Origin of the sequence: Slackia heliotrinireducens DSM 20476 (genome assembly GCF_000023885.1) — a bacterium.
Taxonomy (GTDB): domain Bacteria; phylum Actinomycetota; class Coriobacteriia; order Coriobacteriales; family Eggerthellaceae; genus Slackia; species Slackia heliotrinireducens.
On sequence record NC_013165.1, the window covers coordinates 1704479 to 1728075 of the forward strand.

At 61.2% G+C, this 23597-nt stretch carries 17 protein-coding genes; 13 read left to right on the forward strand and 4 right to left on the reverse strand.

Translation table 11 applies throughout. The features are described 5' to 3' along the window. Nucleotides 1–14: 14 nt before the first annotated feature. The 4 genes from dtd to SHEL_RS07285 all read left to right on the forward strand — a co-directional run bounded on the left by dtd (nt 15) and on the right by SHEL_RS07285 (nt 7231). On the forward strand, nt 15–491 hold the full coding sequence (gene dtd, locus SHEL_RS07270) for a D-aminoacyl-tRNA deacylase (protein ID WP_012798606.1): 477 nt from the start codon (nt 15–17) through the stop codon (nt 489–491). Nucleotides 492–570: 79 nt separating this feature from the next. Continuing rightward, nucleotides 571–897, forward strand: coding sequence for a putative heavy metal-binding protein (locus tag SHEL_RS07275; RefSeq protein WP_012798607.1), 327 nt, complete (start codon nt 571–573; stop codon nt 895–897). 488 nt (nt 898–1385) lie between these two features. After that, nucleotides 1386–4634, forward strand: coding sequence for a DEAD/DEAH box helicase (locus SHEL_RS07280; RefSeq protein ID WP_012798608.1), 3249 nt, complete (start codon nt 1386–1388; stop codon nt 4632–4634). Between the two features lie 14 nt (nt 4635–4648). Continuing rightward, the gene (locus tag SHEL_RS07285; RefSeq protein ID WP_012798609.1) at nt 4649–7231 is read left to right on the forward strand and encodes a DEAD/DEAH box helicase; all 2583 of its coding nucleotides are present in this window, start codon (nt 4649–4651) and stop codon (nt 7229–7231) included. A gap of 52 nt (nt 7232–7283) precedes the next feature. Here the strand turns inward: SHEL_RS07285 and trpS are convergent, their stop codons facing one another. From trpS to SHEL_RS07300, 3 genes are all read right to left on the reverse strand, one after another. After that, the gene (gene trpS, locus SHEL_RS07290; RefSeq protein ID WP_012798610.1) at nt 7284–8333 is read right to left on the reverse strand and encodes a tryptophan--tRNA ligase; all 1050 of its coding nucleotides are present in this window, start codon (nt 8331–8333) and stop codon (nt 7284–7286) included. A gap of 70 nt (nt 8334–8403) precedes the next feature. Then, nucleotides 8404–8796: a hypothetical protein gene (locus SHEL_RS07295; RefSeq protein ID WP_012798611.1), complete on the reverse strand. Its 393-nt coding sequence runs from the start codon at nt 8794–8796 to the stop codon at nt 8404–8406. A gap of 15 nt (nt 8797–8811) precedes the next feature. After that, nucleotides 8812–9537: a B3/B4 domain-containing protein gene (locus SHEL_RS07300; RefSeq protein WP_012798612.1), complete on the reverse strand. Its 726-nt coding sequence runs from the start codon at nt 9535–9537 to the stop codon at nt 8812–8814. A gap of 514 nt (nt 9538–10051) precedes the next feature. On the opposite strand from SHEL_RS07300, the gene SHEL_RS07310 reads away from it, so the two are divergent. The 8 genes from SHEL_RS07310 (at nt 10052) to SHEL_RS07345 (ending at nt 19500) form a co-directional block, all read left to right on the forward strand. Further along, on the forward strand, nt 10052–10687 hold the full coding sequence (locus tag SHEL_RS07310) for an IMPACT family protein (protein WP_012798614.1): 636 nt from the start codon (nt 10052–10054) through the stop codon (nt 10685–10687). 82 nt (nt 10688–10769) lie between these two features. After that, the gene (locus SHEL_RS07315; protein ID WP_012798615.1) at nt 10770–12116 is read left to right on the forward strand and encodes a hypothetical protein; all 1347 of its coding nucleotides are present in this window, start codon (nt 10770–10772) and stop codon (nt 12114–12116) included. A 2-nt stretch (nt 12117–12118) separates the two neighbouring features. Further along, a complete protein-coding gene (locus SHEL_RS15260) occupies nt 12119–12805 on the forward strand; it encodes a Zn-finger containing protein (RefSeq protein WP_012798616.1) in 687 nt (228 codons plus the stop codon). 4 nt (nt 12806–12809) lie between these two features. Then, entirely contained in the window at nt 12810–13415 is a 606-nt protein-coding gene (locus SHEL_RS07325) for a 4Fe-4S single cluster domain-containing protein (protein ID WP_012798617.1), read from the forward strand. Between the two features lie 11 nt (nt 13416–13426). Further along, nucleotides 13427–15325: an AAA family ATPase gene (locus SHEL_RS07330; protein WP_012798618.1), complete on the forward strand. Its 1899-nt coding sequence runs from the start codon at nt 13427–13429 to the stop codon at nt 15323–15325. Further along, entirely contained in the window at nt 15322–16218 is an 897-nt protein-coding gene (locus tag SHEL_RS14375; protein WP_050749553.1) for a PP2C family protein-serine/threonine phosphatase, read from the forward strand. The genes SHEL_RS07330 and SHEL_RS14375 overlap by 4 nt, the downstream gene beginning before the upstream one ends. 3 nt (nt 16219–16221) lie before the next feature. Next, nucleotides 16222–19221: a protein kinase family protein gene (locus SHEL_RS07340; protein WP_012798620.1), complete on the forward strand. Its 3000-nt coding sequence runs from the start codon at nt 16222–16224 to the stop codon at nt 19219–19221. A 3-nt stretch (nt 19222–19224) separates the two neighbouring features. Beyond that, nucleotides 19225–19500, forward strand: a complete 276-nt coding sequence (locus SHEL_RS07345; protein WP_012798621.1) for a hypothetical protein — start codon at nt 19225–19227, stop codon at nt 19498–19500. 19 nt (nt 19501–19519) lie between these two features. On the opposite strand, the gene SHEL_RS07350 is transcribed toward SHEL_RS07345, so the two are convergent. Continuing rightward, nucleotides 19520–21322: an ABC-F family ATP-binding cassette domain-containing protein gene (locus SHEL_RS07350; RefSeq protein WP_012798622.1), complete on the reverse strand. Its 1803-nt coding sequence runs from the start codon at nt 21320–21322 to the stop codon at nt 19520–19522. 405 nt (nt 21323–21727) lie between these two features. Here SHEL_RS07350 and SHEL_RS07355 point away from each other — a divergent pair, with 405 nt between their 5' ends. Beyond that, entirely contained in the window at nt 21728–23116 is a 1389-nt protein-coding gene (locus SHEL_RS07355) for a CHAD domain-containing protein (protein ID WP_012798623.1), read from the forward strand. Nucleotides 23117–23597: the final 481 nt, after the last annotated feature.

Genomic DNA, 23597 nt, shown 5'->3' on the forward strand with positions numbered 1-23597 from the left:
ACACAAGGAGCATCATGAGAGCAGTCATACAGCGCGTTACCCGCGCAAGCATAACAATCGACGGCATGGCAGGCAAAGACATCGGGCGGGGCTACGTCATCCTGCTGGGCATCGGCAACGACGACACTCCCGAACTGGGCAACAAGCTTTGGGAGAAAATCCTCAAGTTGCGCATCTTCGCCGACGACGATGGGAAAACGAACCTGTCGCTGAAGGACGTCAACGGCGAGGTAATGATTGTCAGCCAGTTCACCCTGTACGCGAACTGCCGCAACGGCAACCGGCCCTCGTTCACCGATGCCGCCGCACCTTTCCAGGCAGACGAGCTGTACCAGCAATTCGTCGAGCGTGCCAAACAGGACATCGAAACCATCTCCACCGGATCTTTCGGTGCCGACATGCAGGTGGAGCTCGTCAACGACGGCCCCTTCACCATCCTGCTTGACACCGACGACCTGCTGGCGCCGCGCCGCGGGCAGTCCCGCGACTAGGCACGTCTCTATTACGGTCTTGCAGCGGACGGCGCCTTGCGCGCGGACCGCTTGAAACCCCGATAGAAAGGATGCATCCATGATTGTCACCACCACGAACGCAATCGAAGACTACAAGATCACGGGCTATTACGGCATCGTGTTCGGCGAGGTCATCACCGGCGTGAACATGTTCAAGGACCTTGGCGCAGGCATCCGCAACCTTGTCGGCGGACGCAGCACCGGCTACGAGCAGGAGCTCACGAACGCACGCCAGGAAGCCCTGGCCGAGATGGAACAGCGCGCAGCTGCCATGGGCGCCCACGCAATCGTCGGCGTGGACATCGACTACGAAGTGCTCGGAGCCGACAACGGCATGCTCATGGTCACCTCCAGCGGCACCGCCGTCACCGTCGAGCCCCTGTAAACCTTTCGCCTACATCAGTTTTACCAAGCCCGGATGCCCGCACCGCATCCGGGCTTTTTCGTATTTCGCTCCATCGAACCACGACGAATGAAGCCCTTCCACGTCGCCGCGAGAAGCCAATAACAAAGAAAGCGGCCCCCCTCAGAACGCATTTAGCACGGAAGAAGAAACCATTCAGCCCGAAGCCGCCTTACGCGTTCCAACGCGATCTCCGCGCAAGCGGAGATCGCGTTGGAACATCCGACAAAGTCAGGACCACTTGCTCTCGGAACCCGTGGCCACGCAGCCTGGTGTGGGCCATGCGTTCCGCGCGAGTTCCGCACGACGCGGAGAATCCGTTGGATTCTCCGCCAAAGTCAGGACTGTTTGAGCACGGAATGCATGGCCCGCACCAGGCGGACATACGTCATCGATTTCTCGCAAGCACGACCCTTGCGTCAGATGTTATAGTGGTTGTTTGCGATGCATTCCGTACGAGAGGATGGTTCATGATTACCGAAAGCGCATTGAAGCGAATAAGCAGCTCGGTAGTGCTCAATCGAGCACGGACCATCGCTGCGCGCGGATACCCCATCTTCAACCGTCAGGTCTCCTATCGCAAAAAGCTTACAGTACTGCGCGCAGCCGTCGACACCGAAACGGATTGGAACGGTCCCTTCGAGAGCACCGTCACCATCGACGAGGCCAAAAACACGGTCGTCGGCTACTCCTGCACCTGCACGGATGCCGAACCGAAGAGCCATCCTGGCCCCTGCAAGCATTGCCTGGCGGTGGTGCTGGATTTCAACAGGAACATGCGCTCGTATGCTGGCTACGACCCGCTGCGGTTCGTCCGCACGTCCGCATGCATCGCCGACTATCTTGATGAAAACGAGCAGAAACCGACCATGGACCTTCAGCTCGAGGCCCCTGAAACGGGCACCGTGACCTTCGAAATGGAGCTGATCCACTATTTCGGCGACTGGAACGTCCGATTCAAAATCCAAGGTGCCCGAGGCTCGTATGTGGTTTCGGACATCACAGACCTGCTGGAACACTGCCGCCACGGGGAATACCATGCGTACGGCAAGAAACTGGGATTCACCCACACGAAGGATTCCTTCACGCCTTACGGGCTTGCCGTGCTGCAGTTTTTGGAGAAGGCCCAATCGCAGCGCCGATCGTTCGAGAACCACTCCTACCGGGGATACGGCTTGAACCGCATCGCCCGCGACCTGCACCTGTCCACACCCGAGCTCGACGAGCTTCTGCAGATGCATGCGGACGGTAGGCCGTTCATGTTCAAGGATGAATCCCAAAGCGGGGCCAAAACCACGAAGGTCGTGCTTGAACAGGGCAATCCCGACGTATCCATACAACTGAAGGAGCTGAGTGCCGGCGGATTCGAAATCGTCCGCGGCCGCCCGGTGAACTTTGTCAACTGCAGTTCGCATATGTACGCATGGCAGAACAACAGGTTCTTCCAGTGCACCGACGAGTTCCGCAGCGTTGCCGGGTTCCTCACGCACGTGTATTCGAACCCCGTGAACCAGCTGTTCGTAGCCGAAGACGACCTCCCCCGTTTTACAGGCATCATGCTTCCGGCAATCGAGCGCATCGCCCAGGTCGACGTGCCCGAAACCCTTGAGTCGCTGCGACCTGCGCCCTGCAAACTGGAGTTCTACCTGGACCGCGACAGTTCAGGCGTCGAAGCCGTGTGCAAGTCCCTGTACGGGCAGCGCACCTTCAACCTGTTCGAAAGAAGCGCGCCCCACGATTCGCATATCGTGCGCGACCTGGCTGCAGAGGCCCGCGCCCGCGAAACTGTGCAGCGCTATATCGCATCCTTCGACGACGACGGCACCGGCCACATCGAAGACGGAAACTCCGAGGCGATGGCCCGATTCGCATTCGAAGGCGTGCTTGAACTGCAGAAGCTCGGCGACGTGTTCACAACGGAAGCCTTTGACAGGCTGGCGTCCAAGCGGCGCCCGTCGGTGTCGGTGGGGCTGTCCATCAAATCGAATCTGATCGACGTGAGCATCCACGCCGACGACCTGCCCGCAAACGAGCTGGCCGCCGTGCTGGCATCCTATCGCGAAGAGCGAAAGTACCACCGTATGAAGGACGGCTCGTTTTTGGACATGTCCGGATTCGACCTGTTCCAGGCGGACGCGGTCATCCAGGAACTCGGCCTATCATCCCGCCAGATAACGTCGGGCGAAGCGGAGGTCCCGGTTTACGAAGCGTTCCTGCTGGACGAGCTTGTGGACGACGACGCCAAGGATGCCACGTTCACCACCTGGGTAGACGGCTTCAAGGGCATCGACCCCGACCAGTACATCCCGCCCATAGGGCTCAACGCCACGCTGCGTCCTTACCAGGTGCTGGGCTTCCAATGGCTGTCGGGCCTGTGCGACGCCGGATTCGGCGGCATCCTGGCAGACGAGATGGGCCTGGGCAAGTCGCTTCAACTTATCACTCTTCTTCTGGACCGCCGAAGCGAAGCGCGGCTCACGGGACCTTCGCTCATCGTGTGCCCGGCTTCGCTGGTCTACAACTGGAAGGCCGAATTCGAGCGGTTCGCACCGCAGCTGGACGTGGTCACCGTAAGCGGCACGGCTGCGGAGCGGGTCGCCGCACGTGCAAGCAGAGCGGACGTGCTGGTCACTTCCTACGACCTGCTGCGCCGCGACATCGGCGACTACGAGTCCATGCATTTCTTTTGCGAAGTGCTCGACGAAGCCCAGTACATCAAGAACCAGGCCACGATCACCGCACGCGCGGTCAAGCGGCTTGATGCCTTGCACCGCTTCGCCCTGACCGGCACGCCTATCGAAAACCGCCTGAGCGAGCTCTGGAGCATTTTCGATTTCCTCATGCCGGGCCTGCTCGGCAGCTACAAGCGGTTCCGCGACCGGTACGAGCAACCCATCTTCGACGGCGATACGAACGTGTCCAAACGTCTCCAATCCGCAGTGGCGCCGTTCATCTTGCGCCGCTTGAAGAAGGATGTGCTGACCGACCTTCCCGAAAAGCTGGAATCGGTCATCTACGCACACCTGGAAGGCAAGCAGCTGGAGCTGTATCGCGCCCATGAGCAGATGCTTCGTCAGAAGATCGCCAGCCAGACCGACGAAGACATGAAGGATGGAACGCAGAAGATCGAGGTGTTGGCCGAGCTCATGCACCTGCGCCAGATCTGCTGCGACCCGCACCTCATGACAAGCCGATACAACGGCCCCGCCGCCAAGCTGGACGCCTTGTCCGATTTAATCGGATCTTGCATGGACGCCGGCCAGAAGATGCTTGTGTTCTCCCAGTTCAAGAGCTTTCTCGACATTATTGCGGACAGGCTGGACGAACAGCGCATCGCCCATTTCGCCATCACTGGCGACACGCCGTCGGCCAAACGGCTCGAACTTGTGGAACGCTTCAACGCCGACGACACGCCGGTGTTCCTCATCTCGCTCAAGGCGGGCGGCACGGGCCTGAACCTGACGGGGGCCAGCGTGGTGATCCATGCGGACCCCTGGTGGAACGCCGCCGCCCAAAACCAGGCCACCGACAGGGCCCATCGCATCGGGCAGACCCATGTGGTCAGCGTCCACAAGATCATAGCCAAAGACACCATCGAAGAGCGTATCATGGCCCTGCAAGACGCCAAACGCGACCTGGCGGAACAGATCATAGGCGCCACCGAAGGCTCCTCGCTTGCCACCTTGACCAAAGAAGAGCTTCTTGACTTGCTCTCGTAACGAACGGATACCTTATGACCGACACCGAAACAACCGCTTGGAATCCCGAAGACGACCCGCGCTCTCCAGGATACCTGGGACGTCTGGCCGACGACCTGAACGCCCAGGAGACGCTTTCCCCCGACGAGGTTTTCGACGCGTTCATCGAATGGACCGAAGGGGTCGGATTCGACATGTGGCCGCACCAGGTGGATGCCTGCCTGAGCATCGCCGCAGGAAACCACGTGATCCTGGGCACGCCCACCGGATCGGGCAAATCGCTGGTGGCCACGTTCATGCAGTTCCTATCGCTTGCCATGGGCTGCCGTTCGTATTACACGGCGCCGATCAAGGCTCTGGTCAGCGAGAAGTTCTTCAACATGGTGGAGCTTTTCGGACGCGAGAACGTAGGCATGATCACAGGCGACGCCGCCATCAACTCGGATGCCCCGGTCATCTGCTGCACGGCGGAGATCCTCGCCAACGACGCCCTCAGGCTGGGCGTGGACGCCCCCATCGACTACGTGGCCATGGACGAGTTCCATTTTTACGGCGAGCCCGACCGCGGGTGGGCATGGCAGGTGCCGCTGCTCACCATGCCGAAGGCCCGCTTCATGCTGATGAGCGCCACGTTGGGTGACATGACGTCCATCGCCGAGACCCTGGAACGCCAGACGGGAAACGCCGTGGACGTGGTGGACGACGCCGAACGCCCTGTGCCGTTGAGCTACGACTACGTGGAATCGCCCTTGGAAGCCACAGTGGAGCTTGCCATCCGCGCAGGCGACGCACCCATCTACATCGTCCACTTCTCCCAGGACGCAGCCCTTTCGTCGGCGCAGGCCCTGATCAGCTTCGGTTTGGTGGACAAAGAGCAGCGCGCGCTGATCAAGGACGCCATCAAGGGAACCAAGTTCACCACCGCCTTCGGCAAGACGCTGCGGCGCCTGCTTGAAGCCGGCATCGGCGTCCACCACGCTGGCATGCTCCCCCGATACCGCCTTCTGGTCGAAAAGCTTGCCCAGCAGGGGCTGTTGCCCATCATCTGCGGCACCGACACCCTCGGCGTCGGCATCAACGTGCCCATCCACACCGTCATCCTCACGGCGCTGTCCAAGTTCGACGGAACCCGCATGCGCAAGCTGAAGGCCCGTGAGTTCCATCAGATTGCAGGCCGCGCAGGCCGCTCCGGATTCGATACGGAAGGCCTGGTCATAGCCGAAGCACCTGAACACGACATCGAGAACGCGCGAGCCGTTGCCAAAGCCGCCGGCGACCCGAAGAAGCTCAAGAAGATCAAGAAGAAGCAACCTCCGGAGGGCTTCGTCTCCTGGAACAAGAAGACCTTCGAGCGCCTGATCGACGCGCCGCCCGAAACTCTCATACCCCGCATGCGCATCACCCACTCCATGGTGCTTGCCGAGGTCATGCAGGGCGGCGACGCATCCGCCCGCGTCCGCAAGCTCATTGCGGATTCGGCCCAGAACGACGAGCAGAAGACGGCGCTGTACAACCGTGCGAACGAGGTGTTCCAAACCTTGATCGATGCCGACGTGGTCGAACGCCATCCGACCGAAGACGGCGCTACCGAATACGCCCTGATGGTCGATTTGCCGGAGGATTTTGCACTAGACCAGCCCCTTTCGCCCTTCATGCTGGCAGCGCTGGAACTTCTGGACCCCGAAAGCGATACGTACGCGCTGGACGTCATCTCCATGGTGGAGGCCACGCTGGAAGACCCGCGCCAGATTCTTCGTTCGCAGGAACGCAAGGCGAAGGATAAGGCCATGGCTCAGATGAAGGCCGATGGAATCGAATACGAGGAGCGCATGGACCGTTTGGCGGAGGTCACCTACCCCAAACCGCTGGAAGATGTGCTCATCCCCGCGTTCCATCAGTACTGCAAGGCTGTACCATGGGCCAACGACTACGAGCTGCGTCCCAAGTCCATCCTGCGGGACATGATCGAGACGGCCTCGAACTTCAAGGAGTATATCGGCCGGTACGGCATCGCCCGATGCGAGGGCCTGCTGCTGCGATACCTGTCCGACGCATACCGCGTTCTGGACCGCACGATTCCTTTCGAAAAGCGCGACGACCGCCTGCTCGAGATCATCGGATGGCTTCGCCTGGTGGTCCGCTCCGTCGATTCCAGCTTGGTCGACGAGTGGGAATCGGCCGGCTCCACCTTCGAGGAGGCGCCGCCCGAAGCTGCGGAAGCCGTGGTGCACGACCGTCGAGCCGTCACCCTGTTGGTTCGGAACGCCCTGTTCCAACGCATACGCCTTGCAGCGGCCGATCGCGCCTACGATCTCGGCGAGCTCGATGCGGAATGGGGTTTCGGGGAACGCACATGGGGCCAGGTCCTGGACGACTACTTCGCCGAGCATGATGAGATTCTCATCGACGCCGACGCCCGAAGCGCCGCATACCTTTCCATCGACGAGGCCAACGAGCACTTCAACCATACCTGGCATGTTCGCCAGACCTTCAAGGACGAGGACGACTCCCGGGACTTCTTCATCGATGCCGACGTGGACCTGGATGCCACGCAGGAAGCGGGCGAGGTCATCTTCAAAAACTACCAGGTCGGGTTCTTCGAGGACCTCGACCTATAAAAAATGGGACAAAGGGGACTGTCCCCTTTGTCCCACACAGGTGAAACCGCGGCTAGTAGACCATGCCCATGGCCTCGCGAACCTCGTTGAGGGTGGCTTCGGCGATTTCGTTGGCCTTCTTGTTGCCTTCGTGCAGGACGTCTTTGATGTAGTCCATGTCCTTGGCAAGCTCTGCGCGGCGCTCGCGATGCGGGGCCAAAAACTCGTTCACGCTTTCGGTCACGTACTTCTTGAGGGCTCCGCCGCCGCCCATGCCGATTTCCTCGGCGATTTCAACCTCTTTACGGCCGGTGCACAGTGCAGCAGTGGTCAGCAGCGCAGACACACCGGGGCGGTTCTCGGGATCGAAAGTGATGTTGCGATCGGAGTCGGTCTGGCTCTTCTTGATGAGCTTGGCGGTCTCTTCGGCCGTTGCGCTCAGCATAATGGAGTTGCCGTAGCTCTTGGACATCTTGCGGCCGTCCAGACCAGGAATCTCGATGGCGTCGGACAGGATGCCGTCGGGCTCCGGGAACACCTTGGCGTAACGCTTGTTGAAGCGACGGGCGATCTGTCGGGTGAGTTCGATGTGCGGAAGCTGGTCCTTGCCAACCGGCACGATGTTCGCCTTGCAGAACAGGATGTCGCAGGCCTGATGCACAGGATAGGTCAGAAGCAGGCCGGTCAGCTCATGGCCCGAGGCCTCCATCTCAGCCTTGACCGTGGGGTTGCGCTGGAGCTCGGCCTCGGAGACCAGGCTCAAAAACGGCAGCATGAGCTGGTTGCAGGCAGGCACGGCGGAATGGATGTAGATGGGGGTTTTATCGGGGTCGATGCCGGCGGCGATATAATCCATGACCATGTTGTAGACGTTGTCCTGGATGTTGGCAGTGGTGTCGCGGTCGGTGATGACCTGGTAGTCGGCAATGAGGATCATCGTGGGAACGCCGGCGTTCTGCATGGCCACACGATTCATGATGCTTCCGAAATAGTGCCCCAGGTGCAAGCGGCCTGTGGGGCGGTCGCCAGTGAGCATGCGGTAGTTGCCGGGGTTGACGGCGATATCCGCACGGATGTCGTTGCTGCGCTTCAAAGACACGTCGAAGCTTCCTACGTTAGGCATATGTGAACCTCCATCGGGTATGTATGTGCAATTTCGACATAGTACCACTTCAGGAAAACAAATGCCCACGTTATCGAACATCTGACACAGAATCAGGAACACATGCGCCCAGAACGACCTCCCGAGACTCTGCGCACGGGCCGATGACGCGCACCTTCCGCCACGTGTCCTCATATCGCGAAACCACCCGATCCGCCAGCCAGTCCCGCACCACGGACCCCTGGTCGTCCCGATTCGTGTCGGACGGGTCGATCCAGTCGGCCATCCGGATGCGTCTGCATCCGGGAAGCAGCACGTTGTCGATTGCCAGCTTGCGGAATTCACCTTCACGTGGGCCCTGTTCCCAGACGCCTGGGGACACAACGCCGAAGACCCCGGCACCCGAGCGCTCGAGCTCGGACACCAGGGCCTCCAGCCAACGTGTCTTTCCGGTTTGTATGTCGCCTGTCAGAACGAACAGCATACAGGCATCCAGAACTTACGCGACGATGACCATTTCAGGGTTTTCGCGGGTGATGATCTCTTTGGCCTCGATGGTGGCACCCAGATAACGCTCCATAAGCTGGGCGAACTCGTCCACGGCGGCACGGAGGTCGCCAACGCGGTTCTCATCGACGCACTCGATGACCAAAAACGCGTTCTGGGAATCGTCGGACAGCGCCGTGCGCACGCCGTCGCGCCAGTTCAGGCAGCGGCAGATGGCGCCCTCGTCGTCGTGGTAGCAGATCTCGCCAGGCAGCGTGGGGTCGTCTTCGTCCTCGCCTAGCGGACGGAACGCAAGACCGCCGTCGGTAAGCCCCAGGCGAACATCGCCCACGAACGCGTCGATATCCTCGCCGCCCACGGGCAGGGCGTATTTCAGGGAGATGGCGTTGTAGATGTCGACAGACGGCGTGATGTGACCAACCGGATTGCCCTTCAGGACGCGCTTGAGCAGGTTCTCGACCGAACAGCGGGCGCCTTTCTTGGTCTTAAACTTCTGATAGGCAGCACGCCATACCGCAACCACTTCGTTCTGCGAGATGGTGTTGCTGGTCAGGTGCTGGTCGGCGGCGCTGTTGGCGTCGTTGAGAATCTGCGCGATGGCGTTGATGTCCTCTTCAGGCACGTCCTCGGTCTTCTTCATGTTGCGAGCGACGACGATGCCGATGGACGCACCCGGGAACAGGTTCCAGAACGACTCTTCGGCGATGAACTTCTGCATGGGCGGTTCCTTTCTCTCTCTTATCAAACGATTGGCGCTTCATATTGTAGAACATGTCCTCAGCGATGTAACCGAACCTTTCCGCATTCAGACGGCCCCCGTCCGGATACAAGAAAAAGCCCGAATCAGCTGCTTCTTCTTAGGCCTAACGAAGCAGTTCATTCGAGCTTTTGCCCTCCACCCGGCGGCGGAATGGAGCGCATACTACCAAACGCAGCCGCACGTTACAATCCGCATCTTCGATTCCGCCCTAATAATCCAGAGCCACCTCAGTTCACACTCCGAAGAAACCCAAGATGAGCGGCACATACCTGGAACTTTCATCCGCAGTCCAGCCCAAGCGCATGCGTCCCGCGCGCAGTTCCGCACGACGCGAAATGTCCAGTGGACATTTCGCCAAAGCAGGACTGTTTGAGCACGGGATGCGTGCGCTTGGGCTGAACGTCGGGACAAGAGGTGAATTCAACCGACGAACCATGCATTCCGCGCACGCACGAACTGGTATAGTTGGCGCATGGATTCCTACGCAACCATACGCGGCACGGCAACGGCCGAAATCGAGATCAAAAAGAGCAGGTTCATCGCGAGCCTGGCCCATGTCGAGACCGAAGACGAGGCGCTTGCGTTCCTCGCCAGCATACAGGCAGCCAACCGGCTTGCCCGCCATAACGTCTACGCCTACATACTTAGAGAAGGCGGAGCAGGAGGCACGCAGCGCATACGTTACTCCGACGACGGCGAACCCCAGAAAACCGCCGGCATGCCGACGCTGGAAGTCATCCAACATGCGGGGCTTTCCGACGTCATCTGCGTGACCACCAGGTATTTCGGCGGGACGTTGCTCGGAACCGGAGGCCTGGTGCGCGCGTACACGCAGGCCGCGCAGGAAGCCGTCGCCGCAGCCGATACGGTGGTCATGTCGCGATGCGTGGACGTAGTCATCGCCATAGGCTACCCTCTTTACGACCAGCTCATGCACCTGGCCGAACGTTGCGGTGCCAAAACGGTGGATACAAGTTACGCCGACTCTGTTACTGTCACGCTGCGCATGCTCGACGGCACCCAGCAAGCGCTTTTAGACGAGCTGACCGCTCTGTGCCGCGGCAACGAAGACGTGCTCGTGGACGGACCGTTCGACGCCGCGTTTTAAGGCCGCTTCTCATTCGGGTTGCGCAACTAAAGCCCGTACACCTGATGGTACAATTCTCGCAAACATCGTGAGGAAGGTTGCCATGAGCGGTCCCAAAACCAGTCAGCTCGAAATCGAACGGCAGATGCGCGCCCGTATGCAGGCGGCACGCGACCGTGCCGAAACGGCGTCCGTCTCGTTTAGACATGAGCTCCAGCTTCTGCTGTCGCAGTTCGCCTTGTGCACCGATGAAGACATATCAGCCCAAGTCAACGCGATAGTTGCCCAGCTCGAATCCGAATTCGAAAGCGAGCTGTCGAAAGCACTGGACAACAACGACGTTGACGTCCTCGAAGCCGCCTGCAGCAAGCTAACGCACCTGGCAGACAGCCTTGCTTTCGACGCCAAGCAGCGCTTCGCCCCGCTTCTGGCAGCTGAGAAGGCCCTTCGCAGGAGCACCGACCTCCAGACCAGCCTGAAGGCGTTTTCCCGAACCATGGCCGACCACGACAGCGACGATGCCGGGTTGATGGAAAGCCTCGAGCTGCTCAAAGCCTTCAAACCTCAAAGCCCAGCAGAAAGCGGCCGAACCGCCGCAGCAGCAGAGTCCGAAGAGGACATCCAGGAACGGTTCGCTGCCATGCTCGACGGCGTCCGCACCGCCATCGCTTCCCCCTTTACCTTGGAGAAGGACCGCGCCGTCATGGTTGGCATGGCGCAGGACATCGTCGGAATTTCCGGGCCGGACGCCCAGAAGGCGGCATCGGTGCTGGCCCAATACGAGCTCATCGCGCCTGCTGTAGCCGCTCGGGCCGAACGCATGCAGGAATTAGCCGCGCGCATGTCGGTCATCGAAGCCGAGTTGAAAGGATCCGCTCCTCGCCGCCCCGCAGGCTTCAGCAACCTGGACGAGGCGGTCAGACATCTCGACAACCTGAAGCATCTGGCCCAGCGCCGCCGCGAGGAGCGCTATGTCCACGAAGCCATCGACACCATCATGCGCCGCCACGGCTACGACGTGGCGCGCTCGGTTGAGCTGGGCGCCGTCCAAGGCAGCCACACGCTGTTCAGCGGCGACGCCAAAGACACGGGCATCCACGCGTTCCTGTCCGATTCCGGCGACATGATGCTCGAAGTCGTGGGGCTCGGCGCACCCGCTCCGGCAGAAAGCGGAACCAGCATTACCGCCGTGACCGACGACGACGACATCGCACACCTGTTCAACGCGCAAAACGAGTTCTGCGCGGTCTACGCCGAGATAGAAGAGGAGCTGGCGGCGATGGGCATCCGCAATGCGGTGCGCTACAAGGCAGCCCCCGACGTGGCCCATTGCAAGCAGATCCACCTGGCGAGCGACCAGTCCGATTTCTCGGCCGACACCCAGATCGGCCTGGCGGACGACCGGCGCCGACGCGACCAGGTGCAGCAGCGCGCCCGTGAAATGAGGTAACCATGTGGCTCTGTACCTGCGGCTTCGCAAACCCCGACTCCAGCCAGGCATGCTCCGCCTGCGGCGCAGCCCGCTCTGACGGCATGCATGCTTCCGCGCCTGCGCCCGCTCCCGAACAGGCCGAACGCATCGAACCTGCCTGTCAAACCGAACCGTCAAGCGACGCGGCCTTCGCCTCAGGCAGTCTTATGCTTGAAAACGCCCGCACCCATGAGACCATCGAGGTCACAATGCCCGGCGGCATCCTGGGGCGAGCGGGCGATTTCGCACCCGACAGCTTCAGCCCCCAGGTTTCGGGCGTGCACCTTATTGCCGAATGCACCGATGGCACCTGGACGCTTGAGTTCGTGGGCCGCAACGCCACTTCCATCAATGCCGCAGGCGAATGGGTGCCTCTTGTTGCGGGCATGCCCCGCACCGTGCGCGGCGGCGAGCTCCTTAAGATGGCCGACATGCTGTTCCGATTGAGCGTTATACCCGTTACCTGCGACGACGTGGCGGAAGAGCCCGCCGAGGATGAGTCGCCTGCCGTTCTGGCATGGTCGGTGCGGTGCCCCGTATGCGGAACTGAGCATCGTGTGGACGGCCCGGACGCACGCATCAAAACATGCTCGTCATGCGTGGACGACCTGGACCGCCGCAAAATCAAGCGCGCGCTGCCCCGCCAAATCGAGGTGGCGGAGGCCTAAGCCCATGTTCGTCGACCGCGTCATCAACAACATCGAAACGCTGGGGCCCGGCAGCCGCATCGTGGTCTGGACCGTCGGCTGCAGCAAGCGTTGTCCGGGTTGCGCGAACCCCGAGCTATGGGAGGCGTCAGACGCGAACCGGATTGACAACGATCAGCTGGCCGAGGCGCTGGTGCGCATGGCGAAGGCATCGGGCACGCGGGCTATCACCTTCACAGGCGGAGACCCCCTCGAACAACCGGACGACCTTGCATGGGTCCTTCGCTCCATACGCCCCGCATTCGACGACGTCCTCGTCTACACAGGCTATGTCGCCGAAGACGTGCAGGACCTCCTCGATTCCGAATTCGACGGCCTGATCGATGTCTTGATCGACGGGCCGTACGTCGAGAGCCTCAACGACGGCGTCTGCGCGCTTCGCGGCTCCACCAACCAGCGGGTAATGGTCCTCAACCCTGTGCTTCAGGCCGCATACGACGATGCGCTGTCCGAACCGAGGCGCGTGCAGAACCTGTATTTCGACAACCGCGCCATGTCCGTCGGCATACACAAGGTTGCGCAACGAATCCACGGCGATTGCCCTACAATGGGTACAAACGCACAGGCGTAGAAGGAGTAGCCATGTTCACAACGCCTCAATGGCAGAAGGAAATCGAAAACTTCGTCGGCATCAAATCGGCCCTCATCATCGAAGGCAACGTGTTCGACCTGTACCCGTTCCTCGAAGGCGACGACGAGGACGACATCGAGTTCCTCACCCTCAACGAACTGCTCCCCCGTCTGTTCGAACGCGGCACCGCCCACGCTGGCGAAAGCGGCCGCCCGTATCGGTTCATCTACTGCGATCCGCTGCGCGGCATCAGCAACCCGTTGGGGGACGCGGACCTGGCGGCCATCACGAAAGCCGCCGCCAAGGAAGCCGACGTGCTTGGCCGCGAGAACGAGTCCTACAACCCCAATGTCGGAAACGACCCGAACGCCCAAAGCCGTCTGGTGCAGAACTCCTTGCTGCTGCGGGCGGCGCTTACCCGACGCATCGACATTCCCGCTATGGATAACACCCCTGTGGCCTGCGTTTATTCCTTTGCATCGCGCCTCACGTCCCGCCCCAGCGACCTATCGGCCGAAGAGAACGCCGTGTTCCTGAACCTGTATCTGGCGGTCACCGAGGCCATCCGCGTGGACGGGTCGAACCGAAACACCCTGGTGCTCATCGTCAACAAGGTCGCCGACGTGCCCAGCTGGTTTTTCACCAACAACCCCGAGGTCCGTTCAGTCATCGTGCCGAACCCGGATCGCGACACCCGCGCCGCCTTCGTGGATTATGCCTTCTCGTCGCTTTCCGACGACAACCTGGAAGACGTCCGCGAGAAGTTCATCGACGTGACCGACTCCATGAAGGTACTCGAGCTCGACGAGTTGCGCCGCCTACGCATCAAGGGCGACACGTCGCCCGAACAGTTCCCCGAGCTGGTGGACATCTACAAATACGGCCTGAAGGAGAACAAGTGGGCGTCCATCGTGGACAAGCTCCGCGATGACCCCGAAGAGAAGCTCCGTCGCCGCGTCAAGGGTCAGGACCGCGCCTTGAGCAAGATAGTCACCGTGCTCAAGCGCAGCGTCATGGGCTTTTCCGGCATGCAGCATTCATCGGGCTCCAAGCCCAAAGGCGTGCTGTTTTTGGCAGGCCCCACAGGCACGGGCAAGACCGAAGTGGTCAAGGCCGTCACCGAGCTCTTGTTCGGCGACGAGCGTAGCTACCTGCGTTTCGACATGAGCGAATACGCCTCCGAGAACTCCGACCAGAAGCTGTTCGGTGCGCCTCCGGGATACGTCGGATACGAGGAAGGCGGTCAGCTGACCAACGCCGTCAAGGCGAACCCCTTCTCGGTGCTGCTGTTCGACGAGGTCGAGAAGGCCCACCCCTCCATCATGGACAAATTCCTGCAGATTCTGGAAGACGGGCGCATGACCGACGGCCAGGGCAACACGGTGTATTTCAGCGAGACGCTCATCTTCTTCACCAGCAACGTAGGCATATCTGAGGAGATCCTAGACGAACACGGCCGCGCCGTCGGACGCCGCAACATCGTCGAGCCCGGCGAACCTTACGAAGACATCGAGCGCAAAGTATCCGAAGCCATGGCCATCCATTTCAAGCCGGAGGTGCTCAACCGCATCGGCGACAACATCGTGGTGTTCGACTACATCAGCCCCGAGGCGTCGTCGCTCATCGCACGCTCGCAGCTGAAGAAGATCAACGGCAACATCCTCAAGCGCCACGAGATCCGCGTCACGCCGACCGATGCCTGTCTGGATTGGTTCTGCACCCACGCCCTTGATGCTCCCGTCCGTGAGAAAGGTGGCCGCGGTATCGGCAACCTGATCGAGGCGAACTATTTGAATCCCCTGTCGAGTTACATCTTCGACGCCCGAATCGAAGCCGGCCAGACCGTGGTGGTTGACGCAGTCGACGACCATGTCACCTTCGCACGCGGCTCGGCAGACGAGGTGGCATGATGACCCTTCGATTCGCATACGCCGCGTTCACGGCATGCGGACGCTCCCATGAGGCAAACGAGGACCGCGCCCTGATGGACGGCATACTGGCCGGCGGGCGACTTCCCGACGAGTCCGACAACCGGCAAGGCACGGTTTCGCAGCCGTTTCTGGCGGCCGTGTTCGACGGAGTTGGGGGTAGCACCTGCGGCGATGCTGCGGCGCAAACGGCCGCAGAGGCGCTTGAGCTGGGGTTTTCCTACGCCCTTAAGAAGGGGCAGCCCTTCGACCACGCCTTGGACGCCGGCATCGAGGCATGCCGCATAGCCACATCGGAGCTGCAGGAGACCATCAACGGCACCGCGCTGGCCGCCGTCGCGGGCATAGCCTTCGACCAGGACACCGCAACCGTGTTCCATGCAGGCGACGTGCGGGCCCTCCGCTTCCGCAGCCCCTATGCCATGCGACTGACCCGCGACCATTCGCTGGCCCAACAATACCGAGACGAACACGGCGAAGACGCCGAGGTCCCCGCGGACATCGCCCATGTGATCACCCGATGCTTGGGCGACGAGCGCCTCGACCAGGTAGACGTCGAAAACCCCGTCCCCGTGCTCGAGGGCGACGTGTTCCTCATCTGCTCCGACGGCATTTGGGATTGCGTCACCGACGAGGAGATCGAGATCGCCCTGGCGGAAGTGGCCGAGGTGATCTCATCCCTCAACACGGAATCCGAAGAGGAAGCCGATGCCGAGGCGGAAGACGCCGAACAGGCGCCCGCTCCCAACGCCACGAAAGTCGAACTGGCCCTCGCAATGGCCTTGGACGAGCTTGTGGCCAGGGCATACAGCCGCAACGCATATGACGACACAACCGCGGTGGCTCTGTGCGCGGTGGACATTCAGGAGACATAAACCATGGCCATCGACCGCACGCCCCGCCGAAACGTGGCACCCACAATCGTATCAGGACCCGGCACCATCGTCGACGTGGCCGGCGACTCCCCGGTGCTTTCCGGAGCCGACCTGGACTTCTACGACGATTCGGGCGAAGCGTACATCCTCCGCACGTCGCAGGCCTTAGGCGCCGGCGGCCAGGGCACCGTGGTGCTGGCCGACCGCGCGTTCGACGGGCGCACCTACGCGGCCAAAATAAGCTGGCAGGCCCAAAGCGCCCGCGACCGCATGTCGCGGCGGGCGGTCATCACGTTCCTGCGCAATCTCACGGCCACGCACCCGCTGGGCGAACGTCATTTTACCGAGACGCACCTCATGCCCATCGTGGCATCGGGAAGCATTACCGACACCGTGCCCGAACTGGGGTCCACCACGTACGACGTGGCCATCATGCCCGTATGCTCCGATGCGCTTTCGTCCCGCACCGACGTGTCCTTCGAAGAGATTCGCGACGTCATACTGCCTCAAACGGCCCAGGCGCTTCATCTGTTGCACGAGCATCGCATCGTGCACCGCGACATCAAGCCGAAAAACCTCTACTATCTGGAAAATCAGCTGGTCGTAGGCGATTTCGGCATATCCTCGGTGCTCGACGAGGGACGCGACACCGGCACGACCAAAATCGACCGCCGCACTCCGGGGTATTCGCCTCATTCGTCGGTCATCCAGCGCGAGAACGACTGGTACTCGCTGGGCTACACAATCTGGACGCTCTACAACGGCGGCGTGCACCCGCACCAGGCCCTCATCGACGCGGATGACCTTTCCGCCGTGCTCGTGGGCAAGCGTCCCGTGGCCTTCGTGGCGAAGCGCCCCGAGCATGAATGCCTAGGCAAGCTCATCTACGGTCTGACCAGGGCTTCGTCGGTAGACCGCATGGGATACGATGACGTGCAACGCTGGCTCGACGACCCGCAGGGCTTCACCTATGCCGAGTCCGCGCAACCCGCGCCCCGGGCCGGCTACCAGTTCGAGGGCACGCTGTACACCGACTACACGAAGCTGGCCGAGGCCCTTTCCGCCAATTGGGAACGAGGCAAACGTCACCTCTACACCAAGCTGTTGGAGAACTTCTTCCGCACCCATGGCGAAAACGACCTGGCCGTAGCCCTGAACGACATCGTCGAGGTCGACCGCGCAACTGTGAAGAACCACGACCTGGGTCTTTCCCGGGCCATCTCGGTCATCGGCGGCGACTTCTCCACGTACCACTGGCACGGCACCGCATTCGGGCTCATGGGATTTCGGGCGGCCCACGACAACGGCCGTCTGAGCCGCGCGGAGCTTCTGGCCTTCGTCCAGACGGGGCAGCTGTCCTGGAATGCCCAACGCGCAGGCGCCGACCCGCGCATCTTGGACGTGCTGCAAAGGCTTGAAGAGGCCGCTTCGGACAACGAGGATTTCGCCGTCGAAGCCGCTTTGCAGATGCTTTCGCCCCAAGGCGCTTCCCTTGAGGGCTGCACCACGCCTGACCAGCTGTTCGCATGGCTGTGTCGCACACCGGCGGGTTTCTACCGCCGCATCGACGATACGGCCTTCCTCCACCGCATCGCAGGTTTCAACGCGGCCTGCGGGCGCTTCGCCCAGTCCCTCGAATTCGACCGCAGCATCAAAAACGGAGCCGAAGCCGTCGCCAACAACGTGCTGGTGCTGTTCGAGAAGTCATGCGCGAACCCCGCAGCCGTCCGAAGGTTCTACGAGCTGTACGGGCCCTACGGGCATGTGACCTGGGTCTGCCGCCACGCGGACTATTACACTGCCACAGACGACGACAGCCGCGCCCTGCTGCGGAAGCTCTCCGGGGCCAAGACCGCCGTCACTTCGATCGAAAACGCTATACAAAAGCTAGGCGCGTTGCAAACCGACGTCATTAAGCTGCAATCGAGCCTGGCGGACAACCCCTACCTGGCCTATCTGGGCATCGACCAGCCAGGATCGACCGTCAAGGCGAACTATTCGGATTCGTACTTCACGGGATACTTCGCGGGGTCCGAAGTGCCCCGCGGCTATGCGCGCGCCGTTGCCGACGCCTCGACGGCCGAGCCGGCGTTCGCAAGCGAGCTGCGTTCCGACGGCGTCGAGCGCCTGCCGTCCCACTACGCAAACGATGCCCGCGATGTGGTCGAACGGGTGGCAGGCGACCTGAAGACCGCCTCGCAGAACCAGCGCAGCGGCAGGGCGTTCTTCAAACCGGTGCTCAAGATTCTGCTTACCGTCGCCTTTGTGCTGGTCGTCGGCATGTTCTGGGGATATCTGCCCATGGGCATCCCTCAGATGAACGATTACTTTTTGTTCTATCTTGCCGAAGACGTGTTCGACGGCCTGCGGTTCGCACCAACCACCTATACATCGCTCGCCCTGATCGGATTTATCACGGCCACCGGCGCTTCGATGGCCCCGCGGGTCGCAAAGCTGGTCCGCCACGTGACCGCAAACGCAACGTCGGCGCGAATCGAACACCTCTCGCAGCGCATCGAATCCGAGGCCTCGCGTTTCAACACGAACAACGATGCTCTGCGCGCCTGGTGGGAGAAGGGCAACCCGGGCCCCATCCCGCGCATCTGCGAGGCATCCAGGCAGCTCGAGCGTGCAGAGGAGAATTCCACCGGCACCGCAAGCTCCACGTTCTGCAACGTTCTGTTCTGGGTCGGCACCGCAACCTGCGCCCTGAGCATGCTCGCCTTCACCATGCACGGCAGCACCGCAGCGATTGCCCACTCCACCACCGTCGGAGGATGTATACCCGCTGACATCCTGCAGATTGCCAACGTCGTCGTGGCCCTTGCGGCCTACGCGCTTCTGGCACGGTTTCTACCCTCATCGAAAGGTTTCCCGTCGGTGTGCCTGCTGTGCGCCGCGCCCTTTGCCATGGCGGCCGTGTTCCTGTTCACCCAACTGGTAATCGCGTTGCTTCCTGTGATCATCCTTCTGCTCATCATCCTGTATTTCCTGGGGAGGTAGCTTATGTCTGGCAACCGTTCCGCTACGTTCCGCTTGACGACGTCGTCTTTGGCCTCGTTTCTTGCCATCCCCCTGGCGCTGCTGCTGGCGTTGCTGCTCTACATTGGCACGACCACAGGATGGCTTGCCGACGGACGCGAAGCCGTCATGAACAAGGCCGGTATGACCGCCACCACGCTGTTCTCCATGTCCGAAGTGGATTCGAGCACGTTGCAAGGTTATATGGAAGGGCCGCTGGCATCTTTAACGCCGGCTCCCATTGTGGAACCTTCGGAATAGCTGCTCACCTGAACAGGCTCTATTCCTCTCCCAGTTCTTCGGCCACCTCGAGCCACTCGTCTTCGAGGGCCTCCTTTTCGGCCGCCAACCGGTCAAGTTCGCCCTGCAGGCGCCCGAGCAGCTCGTAATCGGTCGGGTCTGCCGACGCCATTTCCTCACGTTTGGCGTCCAGCTTGTTGCCTGCGGTGTTGATGCGCCTGGTCAGACCGCTCAGGCGCTTCTTCAGTCCACGCATCTCGGCGTTGGACAGACCGCTCGACGTGGCGGTCGCGGTCTTCTCCGAGGATGTAGAAACCACGTCGGCGAAGGTCGTTCCCTTCGCGTCGTTGTGGGCGTTCACCATCTCAAGATACTCGTCGATGCCGCGAGGACAGTGTTTTATATGCCCGTTGATCAGGGCGTATTGATCGTCCGTCACGCGCTCCACCAGATGGCGGTCGTGTGTGACCATGATGAGGGTGCCCGCCCAGGTGTCCAGCACGTCTTCGAGCACCGCCAGCATGTCGGTGTCAAGGTCGTTGCCGGGCTCGTCCAGAATCAGCACGTTGGGCTCCTGAATCAAAGTGAGCATGAGCTGCAGCCTGCGCTTCTGGCCGCCCGAAAGCTCGCCGACACGGTCGTAAAGCTGCTTGCTGGAAAAGCCCAGGCGCTCCAGAAGTTTTGCCGGCGACGTCTCCTTCCCGTCCACAACGACGCGCTGCGGGTGCCGGCTCAGCACCTCGGTGACCCGGTATTTTGCGGATTCCTCCAGCTCGTCCAGTCGCTGCGACATGACGGCGAACTTCACGGTCTTGCCGATCTTCACCCAGCCGCTGTCCAGGCGGACCTTGCCCTGCAAAACGTTCAGCAGGGTCGTCTTGCCTGCGCCGTTCTCGCCGAGGATGCCGATGCGGTCGCCGGGACCCACGCCCCAGTCCACATGGTCAAGCACCGTCTTTCCGCCCAACGTGACGGTGACGTTCGTCAGGTCCACAACCTGCTTGCCCAGCCGCTGCATGGCCAGTGTCTTCAGCTCCAAGGGGTTGCGCATGGGCGGCACGTCTGCAATCAAGGCCTCGGCGGCTTCTACGTGGAACTTGGGCTTTGTCGATCGTGCGCGGGCGCCGCGGGAAAGCCAGGCCAGCTCTTTGCGGGCCAGGTTCTGGCGGCGCTGCTCGGTCACGCGGGCAACGCGGTCACGCTCAACCCGTTGCAGCATGTACGCCGAGTAGCCGCCCTCGAAGGGATACACGTGTCCATCGTGAACTTCCCACATGTGATTGGATACCTCGTCCAAAAACCAGCGGTCGTGCGTCACGACCAGCAGGGCGCCGACGTTGCGCTGCCAGCGGTTCTGCAGGTGGTGCGCAAGCCAGGCGATGGCTCGCATGTCCAGATGGTTGGTAGGCTCGTCCAGAAGCAGCACGTCGTCGTCCCCCACCAGCAGCCGGGCCAAGTCGACGCGGCGCCTCTGGCCACCAGACAGCGTGCCCACTTTCGCATCCCAAGAGATGTCTGCGATCAGCGATGCGATAACCTCGCGGATGCGCGGGTCCGAGGCCCATTGGTACTCGGGCGCGTCGCCCACGATGGAGAAGCCGACGGTGGCGTCGTCGTCCAGCTGGTCAGACTGCCCCAGCATGCCCATGGTCAGGCCGCGGGTGCAGGTGACGCTTCCCTCGTCCGGTTCGATGGTCTGGGCCAGCACGCCGAGCAGCGACGACTTCCCTTCGCCGTTCTGTCCGACGATGCCGATGCGGTCGCCGCCATGGACGCCCAACGTCACATCGTCCAATACCTTCTTGGTTGCATATTCCAGATGGATGCCTTCGCATCCGAACATAAACGCCACGCGCGCCTCTTCCGTCTCACGAGTTTCAAACCCGTTCATTATACGCAAGCCCCGAAACGGCGCATGGCTTGCAAGGTTCTTTTCAGGAAACGACCCTATCATGCCGAAACGCGCCCGAATCGTCCGGTTGCATAATCCGACATCAGGCACTCGCAGCCCAGTTCGGGCGCATGCGTCCCACGTGCAGTTCCGCACGACGCGAAATGTCCAGTGGACATCTCGCCAAAGCAGGACTGTTTGAGCATGGGATGCATGCGCCCGAGCTGGGCGGTGGGACAAAATGCGATTGAGAACGCACCGTCCGTAAAACAACCTGAAAGTAATGCTCGCGCAATACAGCGTTTCGGGTATCATTGATATGTACGTTCCGCTCTTTATGATTAAGAGGAGGCCCCTATGGTTGAAACATTGGTACTCGTTCGACACGCAAAGGCACAAAAGCGGGTCGAGGGCCTCGATGATATCGACAGGAAGCTCACGCTTGCCGGTCGCCGTTCCTTCGAAACCACCGCCACTCAGGCGTTCTCGTACTTCGCTAAGACCGACCGCAAAGACATGCAGATCTGGACAAGCCCCGCGCGCCGCGCCCGCCAGACCGCGAAGATCGTCGGTCGCGTTCTGAAGATCGAATACGGCTCGATTCACGATTCCATCTACGCCGACACCCCCGACCAACTGGTCGAGGAGCTGAAGCAGGCCGAAGGCTGCGTCATCGTTGTGGGCCACAACCCTGTGCTGCAGGACATCCTCACCACCCTGTCTGGCAACGAGCATGCGTTCGGCAAGGCTGCCGTCGCGGTGCTCGGCAACATCGAGCCCGATTTCAGCCACGCAGACCTGCTTTGGTTTGCTCAGGGCCCCGAGTCTTCGCGCTGGAAGGTGCTGACCAAGCTGGAGGATGTCACCGTGGCCGCCGGCATGCGCATCGCCAACAACTACCAGGCCATGCTGGACAACCCCTACGACGAAGAGGCCCTGCATCAATACCGCATCTCGCTGCGCAGCGCACGTTCGCTTCTCGCGTTCATCGAACCCTACCAGAAGCTCAAACAGAACCGCAACATCGAACACCTGCTCAAGCGTCTGCAGGACGACACCTCCGACCTGCGCGAATACGACATGCTCTGCAAGACCATCGCCAAGCAGGAAGCCAAGCTGGTGCTTGAATCCATGGAGAAGTTCGGCTCGCCTACGGGTTCGAACGCCTTCCCCAGGCTGGCCGAAGCCGCCAAGCGCCAGCGCGACGAGGAACGTCTGCGCTACAGCAACCGCATGGCCAAGGCTTCCACGCGCAAGCTGGTCGAGGAGGCTTCCGACGAGCTGATCAACACCGAGTGGCGCAGCGATGTCGAAATCGAGGGCATCTCCCGCGAGGACATCAGGGACCGCTTCGAAACCATGCGACGCAAGTACCTCAAGATTCTGGCCCATACCGACTTCGAGGACCACGAGGAAACGCACATCCTGCGCAAGCGTGCGAAGCGTCTGCGCTACATCTCCAAAGAGCTTTCCAGCCTGCTGGGGGCCGACCACGCCCGCATGACTTCCGACATGAAGGCCGTTCAGGACCAGCTCGGAGATATCTGCGACGCCCGTAACAACCAGCGTATCGTGAACAAGCTCCTGCCGAAGCACGGCAAAGCCGCATTGCGCCAGGAGGCAACGGCGTTCCTGGGCACCCAGCGTGCCGCCGAGAAGCTTGCCGTCGCCGAGCTTAAGAACATGGAGGACAAGCTGAAGGCTGCCCCTTCCGCACCCCAACCCGAACAGCAATCAGAGATGTGATATCCACCCAAACCTTTGTTGACTCGATGTCTTCTGTGAACGGTGGAAGACTCTAGAATTGGGGTTTGGCAGCAAACAGGAGTTTCACACTTTTAGCGCCAGTGGGATTCGCCTGCTGGCGCTTTCTTCGTGCAGCACCTGTTACGCCTACCAGCATGTCACCTAGACGTGTGCAACACCTACCAGAACCTTGGCAGGCACAAACGCCGCAATCGCGCACGTTCGCCCGGAAACCATCCGTGCCCACTCCTTTTCATGAAATCGGGCTTTTCTGCCAAGATTCAACGGCAGCTTGAGTTGCAAATCTGTACGCTTCGCTCCTGCAGAAACCGTGGAAGAGCATACGGTCCGGCCAGCTGCGGAGCCGATCGCTTCACTCTGTCGAATCCGGGAAAGTGTATAGAATCCGGATACGTCCGCAACGAATCTGAACGAACCCCCTGTCATAAACCGGCCGACGCAATCCCGAATCAGCAGGAAC

Bases quoted from the DNA above. Each gene is read 5' to 3' on its own strand.
- SHEL_RS07350 (WP_012798622.1), bottom strand. From the start codon at position 21,322: ATGTTCGGATGCGAAGGCATCCATCTGGAATATGCAACCAAGAAGGTA.
- dtd (WP_012798606.1), top strand. From the start codon at position 15: ATGAGAGCAGTCATACAGCGCGTTACCCGCGCAAGCATAACAATCGAC.
- SHEL_RS07345 (WP_012798621.1), top strand. From the start codon at position 19,225: ATGTCTGGCAACCGTTCCGCTACGTTCCGCTTGACGACGTCGTCTTTG.
- SHEL_RS07300 (WP_012798612.1), bottom strand. From the start codon at position 9,537: ATGCAGAAGTTCATCGCCGAAGAGTCGTTCTGGAACCTGTTCCCGGGT.
- SHEL_RS07275 (WP_012798607.1), top strand. From the start codon at position 571: ATGATTGTCACCACCACGAACGCAATCGAAGACTACAAGATCACGGGC.
- SHEL_RS14375 (WP_050749553.1), top strand. From the start codon at position 15,322: ATGATGACCCTTCGATTCGCATACGCCGCGTTCACGGCATGCGGACGC.
- SHEL_RS07285 (WP_012798609.1), top strand. From the start codon at position 4,649: ATGACCGACACCGAAACAACCGCTTGGAATCCCGAAGACGACCCGCGC.
- SHEL_RS07295 (WP_012798611.1), bottom strand. From the start codon at position 8,796: ATGCTGTTCGTTCTGACAGGCGACATACAAACCGGAAAGACACGTTGG.
- SHEL_RS07280 (WP_012798608.1), top strand. From the start codon at position 1,386: ATGATTACCGAAAGCGCATTGAAGCGAATAAGCAGCTCGGTAGTGCTC.
- SHEL_RS07325 (WP_012798617.1), top strand. From the start codon at position 12,810: ATGTTCGTCGACCGCGTCATCAACAACATCGAAACGCTGGGGCCCGGC.
- SHEL_RS07340 (WP_012798620.1), top strand. From the start codon at position 16,222: ATGGCCATCGACCGCACGCCCCGCCGAAACGTGGCACCCACAATCGTA.
- SHEL_RS07330 (WP_012798618.1), top strand. From the start codon at position 13,427: ATGTTCACAACGCCTCAATGGCAGAAGGAAATCGAAAACTTCGTCGGC.
- SHEL_RS07355 (WP_012798623.1), top strand. From the start codon at position 21,728: ATGGTTGAAACATTGGTACTCGTTCGACACGCAAAGGCACAAAAGCGG.
- trpS (WP_012798610.1), bottom strand. From the start codon at position 8,333: ATGCCTAACGTAGGAAGCTTCGACGTGTCTTTGAAGCGCAGCAACGAC.
- SHEL_RS07315 (WP_012798615.1), top strand. From the start codon at position 10,770: ATGAGCGGTCCCAAAACCAGTCAGCTCGAAATCGAACGGCAGATGCGC.
- SHEL_RS15260 (WP_012798616.1), top strand. From the start codon at position 12,119: ATGTGGCTCTGTACCTGCGGCTTCGCAAACCCCGACTCCAGCCAGGCA.
- SHEL_RS07310 (WP_012798614.1), top strand. From the start codon at position 10,052: ATGGATTCCTACGCAACCATACGCGGCACGGCAACGGCCGAAATCGAG.